Genomic DNA, 19,384 nt, shown 5'->3' on the forward strand with positions numbered 1-19,384 from the left:
GCTTCTTTTATGCCTTCCTTATCTAGCCTGGAGTTTATTCCCTACTTGAACGATCGCGGCTTACTACCCGATCAGTTTCAGGGCAAGGTAGGAGTTTATGCCATCTTTGATGCGGAGCAGAAGTTGCAATACATTGGCTATTCACGCGATATCTACCTGAGCTTAAAGCAACATCTGGTATGCCAACCGCTGCACTGCTACTGGTTGAAGGTTGCGACCGTCGATCGCCCCAATCGCACCGTTCTGGAGGAAATTCGGGATAGCTGGATGGCTGAGAATGGTGCTACTCCTGTTGGTAATGCGGCAGATGCGGCTTTGTGGAGTCAACCGATCGACGTTAAACAGCGGATGACAACAACGGAGCAAACGGCTTACCAAACAGCTGTTGATGAACTTTCGCAAATCAAGATATTGAAACAGGTCGCTCACCGAGTTGAAGCAGAGTTGATAGGAATTTTGAGTGATCGGAGAGTTCAGGAAGAACTGCGCTTCAACCCCAAAATGAAGGAAGAGGGATGGTTAGATTTAAAGTAAGTAAAATTAATATCACCCTGGCGACTGAAGTCGTAGCTATACGGAGAAAGCCTGCCGATGCCGGTTACTGAAAACCTGGATTGTATTGAGCCTGCACTGGCAGACTTGGTGAGTGTGGTCGTGGTTTTAACCGCCGGATACTTTGCAAACGCCCTCTAAAACACTGACTGTTAAGTTCATCCCCTAGCATGAGGTTTTTTTCTTCAACAGTGCGAAGCTAATGGTATAGGTTCTGCATAAAATTCCTGACAATCCTGAGTAGAACTTTAAGCTCAATTGCTGCCTTTCCGAAATTGATCAGCAAGCTGGTGTAGTAACCTGTTGATCGCTTCACGAGGAGGCAACCATGAAAACTATTGTTCTTCCCATCATTGCGACGCTCGCAGCCCTGTCGCTGGCATTGGTGGCAAAAGCCGAGAACCCCGCCCATGTGAAGCAACTTTTGGAGACAGGGGCCTGTGCCGGATGTGACCTGGTTGGAGCAAATTTGCAAGCAGCCCACCTGATTGGGGCCGATTTAAGAAACGCCAACCTGGAAGGTGCCAATCTGACTCACGCCAATTTAGAAGGGGCAGACTTGACAGGTGCAAATTTGAAGAATGCCAATATGACTAGCTCCTTTGCAACAAATGCTGTATTCAACGATGCCAATATGAGCGGTGTCAATTTGGCTAATGCTCACATGATTAACGCCGAAACCTTTGGTGCAAATCTAACGAACATCAACATCGCTGGCTCAGACATTTATGGCAGCGGAATTAGTGTAGGTGGCGAACGATAGAGAACACAGCCACCGTTTGTAGCGATGTTCCGTTGCACCGTCGCTATAGAAGCATCATGAAGGCAGTTATCGGGATTGCGTTTGTTGCAATTCAGCCAGCATTTTTCGTAAGCTGTGCCGCCAGTAGGGAGGAGGGCTACCTAACAGAGCAGAAGTTTTGCGTAAAGACAATACGGAAAACGGGGGGCGGGTGGCTGGAGTCGGATACTCTTCCGTCGCGATCGGAATGACTCGCTGCACTTGTAGCGGCAACCCCAGTGCTTCGGCTTCTTCAAAGATGGCGATCGCAAAATCGTACCAGCTACACACGCCGCTGTTGGTGTAGTGATAAGTGCCTGCTGTGTCGGCATTGAGTTGAGGGGCGAGTTGAGCGATCGCGATCGCCAGATCCCTGGCCCAGGTCGGAGTGCCAATTTGATCCGTCACGACCCGCAGTTCTTCCCGTTGGGTACCCAGCCGCAGCATGGTCTTCACAAAGTTTCCTTTTCCCCGTACCCCATACACCCAGGCAGTACGAATAATCATGTGATGAGGACAGGTCGATCGAATCGTCTCTTCTCCAGCCAATTTCGATTTGCCATATTCCCCTAAAGGATTGGTCGGATCACTTTCCAGATAGGGACGACTGTTTTTGCCATCGAATACATAGTCCGTCGAAATATGAATCAGTCCTGCTCCGATTTTTTCAGCCGCTTCAGCCAGGATGCCCGGAGCTTTACCGTTGACCAGCAAGGCTAATTCCGGTTCACTTTCTGCTTTGTCTACGGCGGTGTAAGCTGCCGCATTCACAATTAACGTGGGCTGAACCTCCTCAATGATGCTCACAATAGCCTCTGGTTGAGCGAGATCCCAGCTTGTGCGATCGATTGCGGTAACGGACCCCAAAGGAGTGAGAGTTTGTCGGAGTTCTTCCCCGACCTGTCCGTTTGCGCCTGTTAGGAGGATGCGTGTCATCGAATGTGTCTGGAGTATATGTGCTGGATCAACCATATCCCAGAGTTTTGCGATCGACGAGAGCTTGAGAGAAGGGAGATGAGAGAGATGAGGAAGGCAGGGGAAGGGAGAGCAGGGGGAGCAGGGGATCGAGAGTTTTTTAAAGCTTGTGTCAACACTGAATAAATTGTTCGGTGGGTAGTTGTGTTTCTAGAAACTGCGATTATCCGCGCTAAGTCAGGACAGTTGGTAAAAATTAACTTTTCAGGGAGTCTGCTGATGTATGCCAAAGTTTTGAGAAGCACGATCGCGAAACAATCCACAGCCCAGGCCAAAACCCTGGCACCGCAATTTAAGACTGAGTTAAAGCCTGGAATCTATGAGATTCTCAAGTGGGAGTTTGCTCCCAATGGCCACCAAAGAGTAACCTTTAGGAACAAAATTGCGGGCTACCAGACCTGGTTGCTATGGGGTGATGATGTGGAGTGTGAGGGAGAATCCAAGCGAATTCACCTGAAGGTGCCGTATTACTCGCAGCGCGACAACCAGGAACAGTGGTGGCGCACTTGCAGCACAAGCAGTCATGCCATGCTGCTCAACTTTTTGAAACCTGGCAGTGTTGCCTCTGATGATGACTACTTTCAAAAACACGTAAAACCCTACGGCGACTCCACAGACTGGGCCGTTCATACGGCTGCTCTGAAGCGGTTTGGCATTGATTCAACCTTTCGCCAAGATTTGGACTTTGCCGATTTGGAAAAGTCGTTGGAGTTGGGTTGCCCGGTGGTTATTGGCGTTTTACACCGCGGCCCGGTGGCAGCCCCCACTGGTGGTCATGTGATTGTGATTGTTGGCATGGACACCGCCAATGGCGTGTTTTATGCCAATGACCCCTGGGGTGAAGGCTTCAGCTACACCAACCCAAACGGAGCAAATGTGGCATACCCCATCAACCCTTCCCTAGACCGCCGCTGGTTACCGGATGGCCCAAAAACTGGATGGGGTCGGCTGGTAACTGCCATCAACGGAAAACCAACAGGTCTGGGCTAATCCTACCTTAGTGAGCTTTAGCTACCCCTAGGTAAAGCTCACCTACCTTTGGATCATTGAGCAGGTCAATTCCCCGCCCCTCGAAGCGATCGCGCCCCGCTTCTAGAACATAGCCGCGATCCGCCATTTCTAAAGCTTTGCGGGCGTTCTGTTCCACTAACACAATCGCGGTGCCGTTGCGGTTAATCTCCCGAATTTGCTCAAATACGCTGTTGACCAGAATGGGGGAGAGAGCCGCTGAGGGTTCATCTAATAGCAGCAGGGAGGGCTTCAGCATCAAGGCTTTACCCATGGCCAGCATTTGCCGTTCTCCTCCTGACAGAGTGCCTGCTCGTTGCTTGCGGCGATCGGCCAATCTGGGAAAGCGGGAAAACACACTCTCCTTCAAAGATTGCAGCGGCTGATTTAGCACAAAGGCTCCCATTTCCAGATTCTCTTCTACTGTCAGGGAGCGAAACACGTTGGAGATCTGCGGTACATAGCCCATGCCCCGTTGCACGATCTGATCTGACTTCAATCCCACAATGTTTTGTCCCTGAAAGACAATTCTGCCTTGGTGGGGAGTCAACAGGCCAAAAATCGTCTTTGCCAGAGTGGATTTTCCGGCTCCATTAGGGCCAATCACCGCCACTAATTCCCCTGGCTCAATCCGAAAGTTAATCCCTTGCAAAATATCCAGATCTTTCACATACCCGGCATATACATCCTGGACTTCGAGCAGTGGAGAGGAGGCAGACATAAGGGGATCGGAGATCAGGGGTCAGGAATTGAGGATGAGGAAGCGGGGCTTGGGACGGATTCCCCAGAACTAAGGCCGAAAGACTAAGGACTATTCGGGTGTTTTTTGTAGATCGGGGCGTTCTTCGGGGACGATCGCCCCTTCGATGGGACACACCTGCAAGCAGATGCCGCAATCAATACAGGTTGTGAAATCAATCCAGTACCAATCGGTTCCTTTCATATTCTTACCAGGGCCGGGATGAATGCAGGCAACCGGGCAGGCATCAACACAATCTGCAACACCTTCACAGGTTTCAGTGACGATCGTATGTGGCATCTTTAACTCTTAGCTCTCAACTTTGAACTCTCAACTTTGAACTCTCAACTATCCACTCTATACCTTTTCCACCTTCGCTTCTCCGCTGACCTGAATCCAGGCAATTTGGGGGATGAGGCGGTGACGAGCATAATCATACACTTCGCTGGGGGTGCGGCTTCCCAGTTCCAGTTCCACGCGTAAGTGGTCGTTGGTCATCCGCAGATTCTGAGCATAGGCCAGGGCCACAGGATAGGCTTGAGCCGTTTCGGGAACAATCAACCAATCACTGGTGGGGGTTTGCTGGGGCAGTTGCCCCGTCAATAGCAGTACCTGATGCAAATGCTCAATGTGCAGGGCAAAGCCAATTCCAGGATGGGATTTTGCCTGGGGATCATAGAGGCCCAGCAGTTGGTCATAGCGGCCCCCCTGGCCCAGAACCTGGATGCCGGAAGGGTGATGACTGACAACTTCAAAGACAATTCCAGTGTAGTAATCGAGGGACTGGATCAGGCTGAGGTCAAGCAGAAGGGAGTGAGCAGTAGGAAGTGGAGCGGGGGAGGGAGGATAGTTGGTAGAGACGCTTTGCTGGAAGGTTTGTGGAGGATGGGTGGTGGATAGAAGTTCGATGAGAGACTTGAGGTTGTTGAGGGATGCGCGTTGGGCGGGTTTTAAGTCTAAGCTGGCGACTTGTTCCAGGACGATTTCGGGTTTTCCTCTGAGGTCAAGCAGTAGTAGTGCTCGATCGCGCAGTTCCTCGCTCATCGGCAAAGTTTCCAGGGCAACTCGATCCAGGTTAGCGATCGCAGTGCGGATTTTGGATTGCAGAGAGTCGGGGAAGGGGGAGAGCAACGATCGGGTCAGTCCGGCATCTCCCAGGACGATCGACCATTGCTGAAGGCCAAGAGTTTGCAGACAGTCCATGACCAGCAGTAATGTTTCTGCGTCTGCCAGCAACCCGCCAACTCCCAATAACTCTACCCCTGCCTGGTAAAACTCCTGTTGCCGATTGTGGCTATTGTCCTGAGCGCGACGAAAGACATTAGCGTTGTAATACAGCCGCAGAGGGTAAGCAGATCCGGCCATACGAGTGACAACAGTACGGGCGATCGAGGCGGTTAATTCAGGACGTAACCCCAGATCTTCATCCTCAGAACTTTGTACCCGTAGCACTGTAGAGGGTTGAATAGCACCCCCAGCCATCAATGTATCCAAACGCTCTAGAGACGAGGTAATGATGCGGTGATACCCCCACCGCCGAAACACCTGCTGCAACCGCTCTTCGATCCAACGTTTTTGCACTACATCCAGGGGTAGCAAATCCCTGGCCCCAGAGGGAGACTGATAAACCATTACTTCTTCTTTCCACCAAATAGGCCAAATAAACCACCACCAGACTGATTACTAGATTTGTTCGGTTTAGTCGCTGATTTTTGCGAGGCAGCCCTAGCGCTTGTTGCTCCTGCATCATTGGCTTTACCACTCGCTTTTTGAACTTGCTCTAACTGTTGTTTCCCCTGATTAGCCATAGCATTTTCGGGTTCAATTTCCAGTGCTTTATTAAAGTGGATTTTTGCCATCGTTGCCTGATTCTGTTTTAGATAAACCATTCCCAGCAAAGCATGGCAGCGACTATTGCGAGGTTCAATCTCTAGCGCATCCCGGAGTTCCAGTATCGCCTGAGCAAAATTATTTTTGGAGGCATATCCTTCCGCTCGGCGATAGTATTGATCAGCAATGCTTTCTCGGCATGCTTGAGGTTGCGGAGCCGGACGAGTGGTGGGCCTAACTGAAGATTGGGACGAATCAGGAAGATTGCTACCGGTATAAATGGCCTTTTTCGGTTCACTGGTTCCTGCCGTGGTCTGGCCTTCCTTCCGCATCAGGTAGACCATATTCAGTTCACTGATCTGTCCAGTAATCTCTAGTACTTGATCTAGATGGTCATATTGCTTATCGGCTAATCCCTTCAGGGATGTGTGATAGAAATGATCGGGATTGCTGGCAGTGGATAATTCTTTGCCCAGCGTACTGAGCTCACCACTACTTTGCCGACTGGCTTGCTGCCCCTTCAGTTTTAGTAGTAAATCGTATTCACTTCTCTCTTTCTCCTGAGACAATTGCTTCCAGGCCGGATTGACAAGTTTAGAAAGAAATTGGCTGGCCCGTTGCCTATCTTCCTCGCTCTCGGAGGCACAACTGTCCGGGTGTAATCGACGAGCGATTTTCAGGTATCGCTTCCGAATCGTTTGTGCATCTGCATCGATCGGCACCCCCAAAACGGCGTGGTGGTCTGCAAAATCGAATTGAAATAACCCGCGATCAATTTGGAAAGACATGGTTTTTTGCTGCCTGCCGTTGAATAGTCTCTAGTGTAATCTGACCGATTGCTGTCTGTGCTAGAGGAACTGACCAGATTTTTAAGAAAGTTTGATCATTACCCTACACAGACGCGATCGCCCGTTCTATCAATCTTTTCCTTTTTATCCCCAACTCCCAATCCCAAATTCCCATTTCCTACCCCTTATCCCACCTCCCCAACGGTGGCACCTCCTGCAACGCCTGACTCAATTGAGTATGGATGGAACCATTGGTGGCTAGAATCCGTCCCGTAGCCATCTGAAAAGGACTGCCATCATAAGCCGTGACCTGTCCTCCTGCTTCCCGCAGAATCACAATGCCTGCCGTCATATCCCAGGGAGACAAGCCTCGTTCCCAGTAGCCATCAAAGCGGCCACAGGCGGTATAGGCCAGATCCATAGCAGCAGAGCCACTGCGTCTCACGCCTTGAGTCAGGTGGGTCAGGTAACAGAATTCTGCATAGTTAGTATCGCAGGTTTGATGGCGATCATAAGCAAATCCCGTTACCAGCAAGCTCTTGCTCAGTTCTGAGGTGCTGGATACGCGAATTGGACGGCGATTGCGAGTTGCCCCCAGACCGGTTGCTGCCCGAAATAACTCTTGGCGAAAGGGATCGTAGATGGCACCCACGGCAGGTTCTCCATGAATCATGAGGCCGACTGAAACCGCAGAAACGGGATACTGGTGGGCGTAATTGGTCGTTCCATCCAGTGGATCGATCGCCCACATCAAATCACTGTTTAGATTGCCCAAGGATCCAGTTTCTTCAGTCAAAATTCGATGATCGGGCGTGTGTCGCTTGAGAATGTCCAGAATCAGGGTTTCGGCGGTTCTGTCTGCTACCGTGACCAGATCTCCCGGACGACCTTTTTCTTCAATCTCATCTAATTTCCCTAGAAAATCCTGGAGTACCGTACCTGCGGCCAGCACTGCTTCTGTGGCTACATCCAGGAAAATCTGCAGATCATTTGTTGATATAGAAGTCATTGGGGATTAGGAATTAGGAATTAGGGGTTGGGGATTGAGAAACTGTAGGGGCGCGGCATTCGGCAGGAGATTCTATCCTCATTCCAGAGATTTATCCCCGAATGCTACATCCTTACTTTCTAGGAAATTGTTGGATAGCTTCGACCAGTTGGTCGATTTCGGATTCCAGGGTGAAGTAGTGGACACAGGCTCGCACACAGTCTGGATCGAGGATAGTACGCAGCATGATATGACGGCTTTCCAGAAACTGTGCCAATTGGTGGTGAGATTGATTCGGTAACTGGAAGGAGACTAATCCGGCTTGCGGAGGGGACGATCGCAGGCAATGGACATGAGGGATTTCTGTTAACCGTTGCCAGAGATAATGACTCAGGTGGCAAATCCGGTCATAGCGTTGTTGAGCCGTGCCCCATTCGTGATGCAGGGCGATCGCCTGCCGCAGCCCCGTATAGAGAGGATAGGCCGAGGTGGCAATTTCGTAACGCTCTCCTCCGGGCTTCCATCCCGTTGGCACGCCTTTACGGTCTTTGGTAATTCCCCGCCACCCGATGAAAGTGGGATTGAGGCTGTCCAATGCTGCCGGACGCACATATAACCCACCCAAGCCTTCGGGGCCACACCACCATTTGTGTCCTGTGAAGGCGTAAAAGTCGGGCTGTAATTCAGTTAAGTTGAGGGGCAGCACTCCGACTGACTGGGCCGCATCCACCAGCACCCGCACCGGACGAGCATTGGAGTAGCTATGACAGGCCGCCACGATTTCAGCCAGCGGCAGCACCTGTCCCGTATTCCAGAGAATGTGACTAAGGACAACTAGACGGGTGTTGGGTTTTAGATGACTGGCAACTACCGCCACCGGATCGCCCTGATTCAAGGTAGCTTGCAAGGGACAGGTAGAAACTTCAATCCCGAATCGGCGTTCCAATTCCTGGGCAGCGGCAACAATGCCGGGATGTTCACAGTCGGTCAGTAATAAATGATCCCCGATTCGCCAGTCGATGCCCCAGAGTGCAATGTTACAGCCCACAGTGACATCTTCTGTCAGGGTAATGGTGTTGGGAGTGGCGCCCAATTCCTCAGCGATCGCCTGCCGGATTTGCTCGGTTTCCTGCACTGTCCAGCTATAGGCTGCTCCTGAAAATGGCCCCACTTGCTGAAGCGTACGGTAGGACTGAACGATCGCCTCCAGCACTGCCTGGGACATTGGCCCCTGCCCTCCGTAGTTAAAGTAAGCCTTGTTTTGCAAAGCCGGAAACTGCCGTCGAAAGGTTTCTAAAGAAAGCTGAGGGGGAGAAATGCCCATCATAAAAGTGGTGAAGGAGAGACAATCTGTTGCATATTAAAGCTAACAGGATCCGAGAACCAGTTCACATCAGGTGCGAGAAGCCAGACAATTTCCAATGCCTTGTTGTCTGTAAAACACCACATAAGTTGCAATTTCCTGCTAATTTGAGAACATGCTAATAGATGCCGAGCAGTTAATTCACTACCAACGCTGCCGTCGCAGAGCTTTTTTGGATGTGCATGGGGATCTCTCACAACGAGATGCTCCCAACGAATATCTCTCGAAATTAATTCAGGATAGTCGAGCCAATCATCGCTTTGTTCTATCCAAGCAGATCTTCAGTCAGCCTAAATATCCTGAAAATGATTGGGAGGCAGGGGCGCTGGCAACTCTGGAATTAATGCAGCAGGGTGTAGACCGGATCTATCAAGGCATTTTGTTGAGCCAAGGAGATGCAGGAGTCACTTTCAAAAGTGTTCCGGATTTGTTGGTTAAACAGCCCGGTCAGTCCAATTTTGGTGATTGGTTGTATGTACCAATGGACATCAAACTGGGCAAACGTCCCAAACTTGAATATCAGGTGGTCACTGCTTTTCATACTTATGTTTTGGCTCAGGTACAGGGGGCTTGGCCGGAAGCAGCCTGGTTAATGCTCAGGGAAGGGGGAGTTTACTCGGTTGATTTGTGGGAGGTACTGCCCCGGATGCAGGAGATCCTGGATGACTGTGTGCAAATGTTGTTGCAGCAGGAAGAACCAGAAGTCTTCATTGCGCGTAGCCGTTGCAGTCTTTGTCACTGGCTCAGCCATTGCCACACACTCGCCCAGATGGATCACCATCTGTCGTTGCTTCCCGGAGTTACCCCCACCCGCTATTTACAACTGCAAGACCTGAATTTAGTCACAGTTAAATCCCTGGCTGAAGCAAACCCTGCCGATCTGGAGCCACTGCCAGGATTTGGTCGGGAAACGGCGTATAAACTGGTGCGACAGGCGCGATCAACCTTGTACAATCGCGCCTTGTTGATTGAAGAGGGGCTAATTCCCTCGGAGAAATCGCTGGCCAGTAATCTCATAGAACTGCCTGTCCATACTCCTGCTGCGGTGTTGATGTCAGCCGAGATTCCGACGGCTCCTGTGGAACTGTATTTTGATATTGAAGCCGAACCCAACATGAATGTGGCTTACTTGCATGGGGTTTTGGTTGTGGATCGGGTGGCAAATTCTCAAGTGTTTCATCCTTTGCTAGCTGAGAAACCAGCCGATGAAATTCTGGTCTGGCAAGCATTTCTGGATCTGACAGCTCGCTATCCCAATGCACCCATCTTTCACTTTTGTCCTTACGAAGTGCAAACTGTAGAGCGCTTGGCCAAACTCTACGGCACCTCCTGCCACCGGATCAAACCGTTGCTGAATCGCTTTGTTGATTTACATGAGCGAGTTACTCGGCTGGTTACCTTACCCGTGGAAAGTTACGCTCTGAAACCGATCGCCCGCTGGTTAGGGTTTGATTGGCGAGATCCATCTGCTAACGGTGCTCAGTCCATTTGCTGGTACTCCCAATGGTTAAGCACGGGCGATCGGACTCACCTCAACTCTATCCTGATCTACAACGAAGACGATTGCCGAGCAACCCACCGCATTAAAGATTGGCTGGTGGGTTTTTTAATGGAAAGTACCTCAGAACACACGGCTGAACTGGCGTGACAGGAGCCTGATCAACACTGATTGCAGCGATGGCTGACTCCTCTCGTTCTAGAGTACCAGTTGGACAATTTCAGAACGGTAGCAGTTAGACTTCTTGCTTATTCCTAGCTATGCTGCTTTCCAGGTACCATGAAACCCTGGAGGAATGACCTGAGGAAGAGCCAAACGGCAAACGGGTTCACGGTCTAAGCCATCTGCATCAAAAATCCAGACTTCACTTGTGTTGGTATGGCCGTTATAAACAACGGTAAGGATCCAACTTTGTCCTGGTTGACCAGCATCTGGAACATAAATGGGTTCCGTGGGATAGCGATGGGAACCGAGATCTGCCTCAGTAAGCGTTCCAGTCTGATGGTCGAAGCGGGCGATCGCATCATAAATCTCTGTACGGATATCGGTGCCCTGGCGATGCACGCTCATGTAGGTATAACGGGACGGTTGGCCCACTTCATCAGGGGGAGTGATGGGAAATTCACCGGAACGATCGCAGACTTGTTGCATTTCCAGCACCTGGCCAGATCGGGGATTCAAGCGCAATTCCCAAAGCATACCAGCCGCTATCGTGTGGGTTTGACCAGAGGCGACCTCTTTTAATCGCTGATTGGTTTGGAAATCGGAGTAGCGCACCAGATGAATCACCACAGACCCATCCGGTAATTCATAGCCATTGCCGAAGTGCCACTGAAACCAGGGATCAGTGTGCGAACGACTGATGACTTCAAGCGTCGCGCGATCGCACACTACAATCTCCGTTCCCTTTTCTGGCTGCCACATCATGCCATCGCTAAAACTCTTCAACCGTGCCAGGATCGGTAGCAGATCAAACTGGATCGGTGGAATGCAGAAGATTAAATAAGGCCCTGCCAGTACACAGTCATGAATCAATTTCAACCCCTTTAAAGGAACCTTACCTTGCTGACGTAGGGTGCCACTGGCATCACTGCGGTACAGGTTTAAGGTCGTTTTTGCTCCAACGCTGACCCCAAAGTTGAAAATTTCTCCCGTGCTTGGATCTCGTTTAGGATGGGCAGAATAGGGTTTTCCTGCTAATCCTCCTAAATCATCCAGCCCCAACGTTTCTAGAGTATCCGAAGTTAGGGCATAAGGTTCTCCCCCTTCCCAGAGTGCCAACAGTTTATCTGGCAAGGCCAACACGGACGTATTCGCCGCATTTTTCACGGGCTTAGTCAACCGCGTCCACCAGGAGCCAGGGGACACCATGCCATATCCCGCCTGAATATAGCGACCTGCCTGAGATTCCTGCTGCCAACCTACTGTTTGCACGTAGCGGTAAACGCCTGTGGCTCCTGAATTCGTAAAATGCACACCTAAGACTGCACCATCGCCATCAAACCAGTGGCCCACCGATCGGCCATTTCGCTCTAATCGAGCAGGCCCATTGCGATATAGAGAACCCCGTAAACCAGTGGGGATGCTGCCGGACAGAATCGAGAGCGGAGTTGGATCAAATTCTTTTCCCGGTTGGGAAATGGCCTTAGACCAGGCACGAGTTTGGGTGGAAGGGAGGATGATAGTCATGGGTAAAGCGGGTGAGGGAGGGAAGGAGATTAGGAAGACGGGAGAGAGGAGAGAGAACTTCCTCCAAGGAATACGCAGGAGTTAACGAACATGAATTAACGGACAGCGATCGCACAAAAGTATTCAACTAATTGCATATCTTGCTAGGATTATTATATTCAAATAGTTGCATATGTCAATCGATGCATATTAAAAAAGATGCATATATAAAGGAGCGCTATTCATGGCCCTTTCCCACGCACTCATGACCCTATTAGTGGACTATCCCCAGAGCGGTTATGACCTGACTAAAAAATTTGAGGGGACGGTAGGCTACTTCTGGAAAGCTACCCATCAGCAGATTTACAAAGAGCTGGCCAAACTCGAAAAGGATGGCTGGCTTAGTTCGGAAGTGGTTCCCCAGGAAGGCCGCCCCGACAAGAAGTTGTATCGTCTGACCGATCGGGGTAAACAGGAGTTGATTGCATGGGTATTTAAACCAACCGAAACCATGCCCATTCGGGAAGAACTCCTAGTGAAGACATCCGTGGCTTACCTAGCCCCTCCATCCGCAATGGTGACAGAAATTCAACGGCACCGTCAGCTTCACGAAGAACGTTTGCAAGAGTATCACCAGATCGAACAGCAATTCTTCCAAAATTGGCAGGAATTGGCTCCTAAATGGTACTGTCGGTATCTGGCTCTGCGCCGAGGAATTCGCTACGAACTCGACTACATCGGTTGGTGTGATGAAGCCATTCACGTCTTAAGTAATTTGCCAGCTACAGGTGCCCAACTAGAAGACTGCCCGTTTGCCGAAGAGGAAGTGGACGGGTAGTAGTAGACACGTTTCGCCAAAACGTCTGTATCAGGATGCGTGATGAGATGATGGGATGATGAGGTAAACTTTCCTGATACCCAACTCTCGATCCCTGATCCCTAACCTCCAATTCCCAATCCCCTATGCCTCCCCTACCCTTCTGGATTGTTGACGTCTTTGCTGAGACAAAATACGCCGGGAATCAACTGGCGGTCTTTACCCAGGCAAGTAATCTGTCTACTGAGCAGATGCAGCAGATTGCCAAAGAAGTGAACTTTTCAGAAACAGCGTTTATCCTGTCTCCTGAGTTACGGGAGGGAGGCTATGATATACGGATTTTTACTCCAGCTAAGGAGTTGCCATTTGCTGGACATCCCACGTTGGGAACTGCCTTTGTCCTGCAACAGGCGATTCTGCAACAACCTGTTGAGCAAGTTATTTTGAACTTGAGGGTAGGGCCAATTCCCGTTACCCTCACCTATCAGAATCAAGTGCCAGAGGTGCTGTGGATGCGACAGAATCCACCGGAATTTGGGTCAGTGTTGTCGGCAGAGGCGATCGCTCCCGTCCTTTCCCTCGATCCGGATGACATTGATCCTCGCTTCCCCATTCAGGAAGTTTCCACCGGGGTTCCCTTCATCATCGTGCCGCTGAAAACACTGGCCGCTCTGCAACGCATTAAGGTCAATAGTGAGGAATTGGCCCGTGTCGTAGAACCGTTGCAAGCGAAGGAAATTTTTGTCTTCTGTCCGGAAACCCGCGATCGGGCTAACCAGTTCAGCGTCCGCATGTTTGCCCCCCGGCTGGGAATTGCAGAGGATCCGGCGACAGGTAGCGCCAATGGCTGTTTTGCTGGCTATCTGATGCAACACGCTTATCTGGGAGATGGGCCGGTGAATGTGCAGGTAGAGCAGGGCTATGAAATGGGGCGTCCTTCTTTGTTGCGATTGCAAGCTGAGAAGCAGGCGGGGGCGATCGCCCTATCAGTTGGTGGCAAAGTCATTCCAGTTGCCAGAGGAGCATGTATGGACTAATGGAACCAACTGCATGAAAATCGCAAGGGTTTAATTTTTTAATTTTTTTTAATGATACGCCCTCAACAGTATCAACCTGCGATCGATAACTGGAGAACATTCCCATCCTGGTTGGCTGACAAAACTCTCTCGCCCTCCCCCTCTCCCCCTCTAGGAGAGGGGGAGAGCCGATTCCAGTGCCCTCTCCCAACTTGGGAGAGGACTGGGGTGAGGGGGTGCGGGCGACAACGCAAAAGATTTATCAGCCGATCAGCATTTCCATCCCGAATAGTAGTTTTGTTCTACTTCTATCGTCTAAACTTCGCCTATTAAAAGTCCAGTGCCGGATCCGGAGGAACTATTTAAATTTAGGAGAATATTTAGATGTCAAATTTGTCAATGAATAATATTCTTGAACGTGCTGTTCAATATTTGAGTAGTAAACAGTTAAACAGTGTGCCAGTGGGGAGTTCTGTGTTTATAAAGTTCTGTGTTTATAAAACAGAATATCTGGAAGAACCTAATTCTACAGATACATTTTTGCGGTGTCCAGATGGCATCATGACTAGCCTGGAAGTCCTCTATGCTGCAATTTTTGCCAGTCTTATATTGCACATGAAAATTCCATACATTGAGGCCGCCCTGCAGTTTGTGCAAATGTGTCAGATGGATCGGGGCGGCTTTGGCCGGATGCCTGTAGGACTCCCTGACATTGAAAGTACTTACCGGGCGTTAAAAGTCTTAAAAACTTGTACAAATTAGTTTTTTCTCCACCAGAAACAAGAGAGTCTTTGACAAGATTTGAGAGATCAGATTTTATGCCACCTGCCTGAAGTGATTTGGCGATCTGCTGCCCGTCCTGTTCATCCAACTGTTGGGAATGTTAGGGCAGATCACCTTAGTCGAATACCTCAAAGATGTCCGTCAGTACGACATTAGAGAAGAGAAACCCTTCTGGATCGGTTAATCGAATCCGTCCGGTTGTGGGAAGAGGCAGAAAACTGGGTTCAGGGCCAACCACCCAGCCTTTCTCAATATAGGGTGACAAACATTGCCAGACCTGCGCGATCGCCGCCTCCCCAAACCGCTCAATCAACTCACCCAGTTCCAGCCCCTCCCGCAACCGCAACCCCAACATCAATGTCTCGAGAAGTAGATCAGAAGTTCTAAGTTCTAAATTTTGAGTTTTAAGTTCCGAATTTTGCATTTTGCATTTTGCATTTTGCATTTCACCGCCCAATCCCCAATCCCCAATGTCCAACCCTTGATCCCTGATCCCTGATCTCTGATCCCAGATCCCCAATCCCCCCTTTTCCACCCACTCATAATACTCCCCGGTCTTCCTGGGACGAGCCACCCGATCGCCACCTACATAACTCGTTGCCCCCATGCCAAAGCCGTAGAAAGGTCGATTCTCCCAGTACACCCGGTTATGGCGGCACTGGTAGCCTGGTCTGGCATAGTTGGAAATTTCGTAATGTTCATAGCCTGCTGCAGTCAGGGTTCGTTGAGCCATGCGGTACATTTCAGCCGTAGTTGCATCCGAAGGTAGGGGACTGATACCAGGTTTGTACTGGCGGCCAAAGGGAGTGACAGATTCGATGGTCAGGTCATAGCAGGATAGATGGGTGGGAGCAAGGGCGATCGCTTTCTCCAGAGAATCCTGCCAGTATTCCAGTGTCTGGTAGGGCAAGCCGGAGATCAGATCCAGGCTGATATTGGTAAACCCGGCCTGCTGTATCCAATCGATAGCGGTGTAAATTTCGGCAACCGTATGCGATCGGCCACAGACTGCTAACAATTCCGGCTGAAATGCCTGCACTCCTAAACTGACCCGATTTACTCCAGCCGATCGATACCCTTGAATTTGCTCCAGATCAAACGTACCAGGGTCTACTTCCATCGAGATCTCCGCATCAGCGACAATCCCAAACTGCTGATCCAGTGTCACAAGAATCTGATGTAACTGCTCAACGGCCAGCAGAGACGGTGTACCTCCGCCAAAAAACACAGTTTTGAGAGGCTTCCCTAATGAATCCAGTTGGCGAATTTCCTGACACACCACCTCAACGTAGTGGGAAATTGCCCTGGAATTACGGCCATTGATGCGATCGCCCCCACCGACTGGCGACTTATCACCCACTACGGAAATCGGGAAATCGCAATAGTAACAACGCCGCCGACAGAAAGGGATGTGGACGTAGGCAGAACGAGGATACATGGGACACAAGGCAGAAGAGGTGCGAAGAGTATAATGAGGTCATGCCAGCCTGACTGTGCAGCCAGTTTTCGTGCTTAACGGCCTTCCATGGATCCATTATCCGCCACCAACTGGCTCTCAACCCAGATTGGCAGGGTCAACCTTAATCGGATTCGTTCCCCAACAATCCCAAATCTATGCTAGATGCAATCATCATCATTTCTTTTATTGTGGCTGGGGCGGGGATCGGCTTTCATGGCATTGAAGATTTGCCCGCCAGTGTCCTGAAGCAAGTCACTAATGAAGGTGCCCTGCGCGTGGTGACGGCAGGCTTTGGTGCCTTAATTGGGCTGGCACTGGGGCTGGTAGTGCAGACCAGTTACCGTCGCTTAGAACGTCAGGTGCGGGCAATGCCCCCGGATATTCTGCTGAGTCGAGCGATCGGCCTGGTGATCGGCTTACTCGTAGCCAACCTGTTGCTGGCTCCCACCTTTTTACTACCCATTCCTAGCGAGTTTTCCTTTATTAAGCCAATAATTGCACTGGTGGGCAGCATTCTGTTTGCCTTTACTGGCATCTCGCTTGCCGATACTCATGGGCGTGCCCTGCTGCGGCTGATTAATCCCAACTCGATCGAAACCTTACTCCTGGCTGAAGGCACATTAAAGCCCGCTTCTACCAAACTGTTGGACACCAGTTGCATTATCGATGGCCGGATTGAAGCGCTGTTGGGTACGGGCTTCCTGGAAGGCCAGTTGCTGGTGCCGCAATTCATTCTGGCCGAGTTGCAACAGGTTGCGGATGCCTCTAATGATCAGAAGCGGATGCGGGGACGGCGCGGTCTGGATATTCTAAACCGGATTCGCGATGCTTACCCCGATCGCATCCAGATCCACTCGGCAGACTATGACGATGTACCCACAGTCGATGCCAAACTGGTACGACTGGCCCAGGAAATCAATGGCACGTTGCTGACCAATGATTACAACCTGAGTAAGGTTGCCAGTGTGCAAAAAGTGCCTGTTCTGAATATTAATGATCTGACTCAAGCCGTGCGTCCCGCCTACCTGCCGGGTGACAGTATTGATCTGAAGATTCTCCGGGAAGGGAAGGAACCGACCCAGGGCGTGGGCTACCTCGAAGACGGCACGATGGTCGTGGTGGAAGATGGTCGCAACTATATGGGCGGAGAGATTCAGGTGATCGTTACCAGTGCGCTGCAAACCTCAGCAGGCCGGATGATTTTTGCCCGTCCCAGGACATCGGCGATTGCGGAGGAACGAGTTTGAAACTGAAGTGAATTTGAGGGGGCGATCGCTAACCTCGCCGCTGATCACATTCATAGCCAGCTTCATCTCTTGTATAGGCTACGATGTAGCCATTTGCTTGAAAGGCTTCGTGGAACGTGACCTCGCCTTGCGGAAAACAACCATCAAACGAAAGTGCAAAAACCCCCTGCTGGAACACTACCCTGACAACTCTTTACCCAAACCATTTTAGTAACTTGTCTTCATGGCCCCGTATATTCTGAAGCGTTTACTCAGTCTCGTTCCTGTCCTGTTGGGAATTACCTTATTAGTGTTTGGGTTTCTGCATCTGATTCCAGGGGATCCAGCGGTGGTGCTATTGGGAGAGCGGGCTACACCAGATCAAGTGGCAGCTTTGCGATCGCAACTCGGCCTAGACAAACCCTTACCCGTCCAATATCTGACCTTTCTTAGCAACTTACTGCGCTTTAATTTAGGCACCAGCATTATCAGCGGCATTCCTATCGCAACAGAATTGAGAACTCGCTGGCCTGCCACCTTTGAACTGTCTTTGGCGGCAATGGTGATCGCCCTGATTGTAGGAATCCCGGCAGGAATCCTGGCTGCAGTTCGCAAAAATCGTTGGCTGGATCAACTGGCGATGACGGTTTCCCTTCTCGGAGTCTCTTTACCCGTGTACTGGTTAGGTCTATTGCTGATTTACCTGTTTGCAGTAAATTTGCACTGGTTGCCTCCCAGTGGCCGCCTTAGCGTAGAGGTCGGATTCGCCTTCCAGCCGATCACCGGATTCTATGTCTTAGATGCGCTGCTAAAATTGAATGGGCCGTTGTTGCTGGATGTACTGTCTCATCTGGTACTGCCTGCCCTGACCCTGGGTACGATTCCCCTGGCGATTCTGGCCCGTATCACCCGCAGCGCCATGCTGGATACCTTATCTCAGGACTACATCCGTACCGCGAAAGCCAAGGGGGTGCCACTGTTTCGGGTGATTGGTCAGCACGCCCTGAAAAATGCCCTGCTGCCAATTAGTACCATCATCGGCCTGCAGTTTGGCACGTTATTAGGAGGCGCGATCTTGACAGAAACCATTTTTGCATGGCCAGGAATTGGTTCCTGGATCTATCAAGGTATTCTAGAACGGGACTATCCTGTGGTGCAGGGGGGAGTGGTGTTTGTGGCGATCGCCTTTGTCTTGATCAATCTCATCGTTGATCTTTCCTACTCCTTTATAGATCCCAGAATCCAGTACAAATAATAAATAATAAGGAGAAGAAATAATAAGGAGAAGGGGAAAGATTAATACAGCAATTGCAAGCTTAGCGTCCTAAAAATCGTCGCACCCGATGGGCGATTGCGTGAACAAAATCGTCTTGCTGATTTAACTCAGCGTCTGTCACGGCTTCGATCTTTGCCACGGTTTCATCGGGCAGGTTCAACAACTCGATCAGACGACGGTAAGCCGCTTTTTCGGCTGGGTTGATCCAGGCTTCCTCTGGGTTTCTGCGACTGGAGCGAATCACCATATAGCCCAACTTCAAAGCCAGTTCCCGGTCTTCCTCCAGCTTCAACTGAGGCACTAGTTCTTCCAGGGCAACTTTCTCCGTCGCAAACTGTTGCAATTCTTGCCGAATCTGTTGCTCTCTTACTTCATTATCTGCAAAGAATTTGGAGAACTCCGACAGTATCCGATCCAGTTCTTCAGGGGAGAGTTGGCCGTCAGCAAGAGCGATCGCGTACACCACACGCAACAGTGTTTTTTCTGACGGTGAAATAGAGGAAGAACTTGTCATAATCACTGATCTCCTAATCCTAAAACTATAAAGCAGGCAGTTCTCGCAAGGCAGGGGTAACCCTCAGGTGTTGATCTGGATCAAGCCTTGTCGTCGGTTAAGT

19 protein-coding genes are annotated in these 19,384 nt (G+C 50.5%); 9 read left to right on the forward strand and 10 right to left on the reverse strand.

All coding sequences use genetic code 11. The features are described from left to right. Window positions 1-9: 9 nt before the first annotated feature. Window positions 10-534: a GIY-YIG nuclease family protein gene (locus ACUVQO_RS03445; protein ID WP_445924497.1), complete on the forward strand. Its 525-nt coding sequence runs from the start codon at window positions 10-12 to the stop codon at window positions 532-534. A gap of 346 nt (window positions 535-880) precedes the next feature. After that, window positions 881-1,315, forward strand: a complete 435-nt coding sequence (locus ACUVQO_RS03450; protein ID WP_445924498.1) for a pentapeptide repeat-containing protein — start codon at window positions 881-883, stop codon at window positions 1,313-1,315. 66 nt (window positions 1,316-1,381) lie between these two features. On the opposite strand, the gene rfbD is transcribed toward ACUVQO_RS03450, so the two are convergent. Then, complete coding sequence (rfbD, locus tag ACUVQO_RS03455; RefSeq protein ID WP_445924499.1) at window positions 1,382-2,269, reverse strand: dTDP-4-dehydrorhamnose reductase; 888 nt, start codon at window positions 2,267-2,269, stop codon at window positions 1,382-1,384. Window positions 2,270-2,452: 183 nt separating this feature from the next. Between rfbD and ACUVQO_RS03460 the strand changes: the two genes are divergently transcribed. Continuing rightward, a complete protein-coding gene (locus ACUVQO_RS03460) occupies window positions 2,453-3,298 on the forward strand; it encodes a C39 family peptidase (protein ID WP_445924500.1) in 846 nt (281 codons plus the stop codon). 7 nt (window positions 3,299-3,305) lie between these two features. Here the strand turns inward: ACUVQO_RS03460 and ACUVQO_RS03465 are convergent, their stop codons facing one another. The 6 genes from ACUVQO_RS03465 to ACUVQO_RS03490 form a co-directional block, all read right to left on the reverse strand. Further along, the gene (locus tag ACUVQO_RS03465; protein WP_445924501.1) at window positions 3,306-4,037 is read right to left on the reverse strand and encodes an ABC transporter ATP-binding protein; all 732 of its coding nucleotides are present in this window, start codon (window positions 4,035-4,037) and stop codon (window positions 3,306-3,308) included. 90 nt (window positions 4,038-4,127) lie between these two features. Continuing rightward, the gene (locus ACUVQO_RS03470; protein ID WP_445924502.1) at window positions 4,128-4,355 is read right to left on the reverse strand and encodes an indolepyruvate ferredoxin oxidoreductase subunit alpha; all 228 of its coding nucleotides are present in this window, start codon (window positions 4,353-4,355) and stop codon (window positions 4,128-4,130) included. Window positions 4,356-4,412: 57 nt separating this feature from the next. After that, entirely contained in the window at window positions 4,413-5,687 is a 1,275-nt protein-coding gene (locus ACUVQO_RS03475) for an ATP phosphoribosyltransferase regulatory subunit (RefSeq protein WP_445924503.1), read from the reverse strand. Further along, the gene (locus tag ACUVQO_RS03480) at window positions 5,687-6,673 is read right to left on the reverse strand and encodes a J domain-containing protein (RefSeq protein WP_445924504.1); all 987 of its coding nucleotides are present in this window, start codon (window positions 6,671-6,673) and stop codon (window positions 5,687-5,689) included. The genes ACUVQO_RS03475 and ACUVQO_RS03480 overlap by 1 nt, the downstream gene beginning before the upstream one ends. Window positions 6,674-6,851: 178 nt before the next feature. After that, window positions 6,852-7,682 carry an inositol monophosphatase family protein gene (locus tag ACUVQO_RS03485; protein WP_445924505.1) on the reverse strand — a complete coding sequence of 277 codons (831 nt, stop codon included), beginning with the start codon at window positions 7,680-7,682 and terminating at the stop codon, window positions 6,852-6,854. A 112-nt stretch (window positions 7,683-7,794) separates the two neighbouring features. Next, a complete protein-coding gene (locus ACUVQO_RS03490; protein WP_445924506.1) occupies window positions 7,795-8,988 on the reverse strand; it encodes an aminotransferase class V-fold PLP-dependent enzyme in 1,194 nt (397 codons plus the stop codon). A 151-nt stretch (window positions 8,989-9,139) separates the two neighbouring features. On the opposite strand from ACUVQO_RS03490, the gene ACUVQO_RS03495 reads away from it, so the two are divergent. After that, window positions 9,140-10,672, forward strand: coding sequence for a TM0106 family RecB-like putative nuclease (locus ACUVQO_RS03495; protein ID WP_445924507.1), 1,533 nt, complete (start codon window positions 9,140-9,142; stop codon window positions 10,670-10,672). A gap of 108 nt (window positions 10,673-10,780) precedes the next feature. On the opposite strand, the gene ACUVQO_RS03500 is transcribed toward ACUVQO_RS03495, so the two are convergent. After that, the gene (locus tag ACUVQO_RS03500; RefSeq protein WP_445924508.1) at window positions 10,781-12,211 is read right to left on the reverse strand and encodes a carotenoid oxygenase family protein; all 1,431 of its coding nucleotides are present in this window, start codon (window positions 12,209-12,211) and stop codon (window positions 10,781-10,783) included. Between the two features lie 223 nt (window positions 12,212-12,434). Between ACUVQO_RS03500 and ACUVQO_RS03505 the strand changes: the two genes are divergently transcribed. The 3 genes from ACUVQO_RS03505 to ACUVQO_RS03515 all read left to right on the forward strand — a co-directional run bounded on the left by ACUVQO_RS03505 (window position 12,435) and on the right by ACUVQO_RS03515 (window position 14,785). Then, window positions 12,435-13,028, forward strand: a complete 594-nt coding sequence (locus ACUVQO_RS03505; RefSeq protein WP_445924509.1) for a PadR family transcriptional regulator — start codon at window positions 12,435-12,437, stop codon at window positions 13,026-13,028. 125 nt (window positions 13,029-13,153) lie between these two features. Further along, complete coding sequence (locus ACUVQO_RS03510; protein WP_445924510.1) at window positions 13,154-14,044, forward strand: PhzF family phenazine biosynthesis protein; 891 nt, start codon at window positions 13,154-13,156, stop codon at window positions 14,042-14,044. 540 nt (window positions 14,045-14,584) lie between these two features. After that, window positions 14,585-14,785, forward strand: a complete 201-nt coding sequence (locus tag ACUVQO_RS03515) for a hypothetical protein (RefSeq protein ID WP_445924511.1) — start codon at window positions 14,585-14,587, stop codon at window positions 14,783-14,785. Window positions 14,786-14,921: 136 nt separating this feature from the next. Here ACUVQO_RS03515 and hemW read toward each other — a convergent pair whose 3' ends face one another. After that, window positions 14,922-16,244, reverse strand: a complete 1,323-nt coding sequence (gene hemW, locus ACUVQO_RS03520) for a radical SAM family heme chaperone HemW (protein WP_445924512.1) — start codon at window positions 16,242-16,244, stop codon at window positions 14,922-14,924. A gap of 176 nt (window positions 16,245-16,420) precedes the next feature. On the opposite strand from hemW, the gene ACUVQO_RS03525 reads away from it, so the two are divergent. Together ACUVQO_RS03525 and ACUVQO_RS03530 are read left to right on the forward strand one after the other, a co-directional pair. Then, window positions 16,421-17,512 carry a PIN/TRAM domain-containing protein gene (locus ACUVQO_RS03525; RefSeq protein WP_445924513.1) on the forward strand — a complete coding sequence of 364 codons (1,092 nt, stop codon included), beginning with the start codon at window positions 16,421-16,423 and terminating at the stop codon, window positions 17,510-17,512. Between the two features lie 223 nt (window positions 17,513-17,735). Further along, entirely contained in the window at window positions 17,736-18,746 is a 1,011-nt protein-coding gene (locus tag ACUVQO_RS03530; protein ID WP_445924514.1) for an ABC transporter permease, read from the forward strand. Window positions 18,747-18,807: 61 nt separating this feature from the next. On the opposite strand, the gene ACUVQO_RS03535 is transcribed toward ACUVQO_RS03530, so the two are convergent. Beyond that, a complete protein-coding gene (locus ACUVQO_RS03535) occupies window positions 18,808-19,281 on the reverse strand; it encodes a TerB family tellurite resistance protein (RefSeq protein ID WP_445924515.1) in 474 nt (157 codons plus the stop codon). Window positions 19,282-19,384: the final 103 nt, after the last annotated feature.

The sequence above is a fragment of the Leptodesmis sp. genome, from assembly GCF_052746595.1.

Bases quoted from the DNA above. Each gene is read 5' to 3' on its own strand.
- ACUVQO_RS03475 (WP_445924503.1), bottom strand. From the start codon at position 5,687: ATGGTTTATCAGTCTCCCTCTGGGGCCAGGGATTTGCTACCCCTGGAT.
- ACUVQO_RS03495 (WP_445924507.1), top strand. From the start codon at position 9,140: ATGCTAATAGATGCCGAGCAGTTAATTCACTACCAACGCTGCCGTCGC.
- ACUVQO_RS03470 (WP_445924502.1), bottom strand. From the start codon at position 4,355: ATGCCACATACGATCGTCACTGAAACCTGTGAAGGTGTTGCAGATTGT.
- ACUVQO_RS03510 (WP_445924510.1), top strand. From the start codon at position 13,154: ATGCCTCCCCTACCCTTCTGGATTGTTGACGTCTTTGCTGAGACAAAA.
- ACUVQO_RS03500 (WP_445924508.1), bottom strand. From the start codon at position 12,211: ATGACTATCATCCTCCCTTCCACCCAAACTCGTGCCTGGTCTAAGGCC.
- rfbD (WP_445924499.1), bottom strand. From the start codon at position 2,269: ATGACACGCATCCTCCTAACAGGCGCAAACGGACAGGTCGGGGAAGAA.
- ACUVQO_RS03525 (WP_445924513.1), top strand. From the start codon at position 16,421: ATGCTAGATGCAATCATCATCATTTCTTTTATTGTGGCTGGGGCGGGG.
- ACUVQO_RS03530 (WP_445924514.1), top strand. From the start codon at position 17,736: ATGGCCCCGTATATTCTGAAGCGTTTACTCAGTCTCGTTCCTGTCCTG.
- hemW (WP_445924512.1), bottom strand. From the start codon at position 16,244: ATGTATCCTCGTTCTGCCTACGTCCACATCCCTTTCTGTCGGCGGCGT.
- ACUVQO_RS03480 (WP_445924504.1), bottom strand. From the start codon at position 6,673: ATGTCTTTCCAAATTGATCGCGGGTTATTTCAATTCGATTTTGCAGAC.
- ACUVQO_RS03485 (WP_445924505.1), bottom strand. From the start codon at position 7,682: ATGACTTCTATATCAACAAATGATCTGCAGATTTTCCTGGATGTAGCC.
- ACUVQO_RS03490 (WP_445924506.1), bottom strand. From the start codon at position 8,988: ATGATGGGCATTTCTCCCCCTCAGCTTTCTTTAGAAACCTTTCGACGG.
- ACUVQO_RS03450 (WP_445924498.1), top strand. From the start codon at position 881: ATGAAAACTATTGTTCTTCCCATCATTGCGACGCTCGCAGCCCTGTCG.
- ACUVQO_RS03445 (WP_445924497.1), top strand. From the start codon at position 10: ATGCCTTCCTTATCTAGCCTGGAGTTTATTCCCTACTTGAACGATCGC.
- ACUVQO_RS03535 (WP_445924515.1), bottom strand. From the start codon at position 19,281: ATGACAAGTTCTTCCTCTATTTCACCGTCAGAAAAAACACTGTTGCGT.
- ACUVQO_RS03465 (WP_445924501.1), bottom strand. From the start codon at position 4,037: ATGTCTGCCTCCTCTCCACTGCTCGAAGTCCAGGATGTATATGCCGGG.
- ACUVQO_RS03515 (WP_445924511.1), top strand. From the start codon at position 14,585: ATGACTAGCCTGGAAGTCCTCTATGCTGCAATTTTTGCCAGTCTTATA.
- ACUVQO_RS03505 (WP_445924509.1), top strand. From the start codon at position 12,435: ATGGCCCTTTCCCACGCACTCATGACCCTATTAGTGGACTATCCCCAG.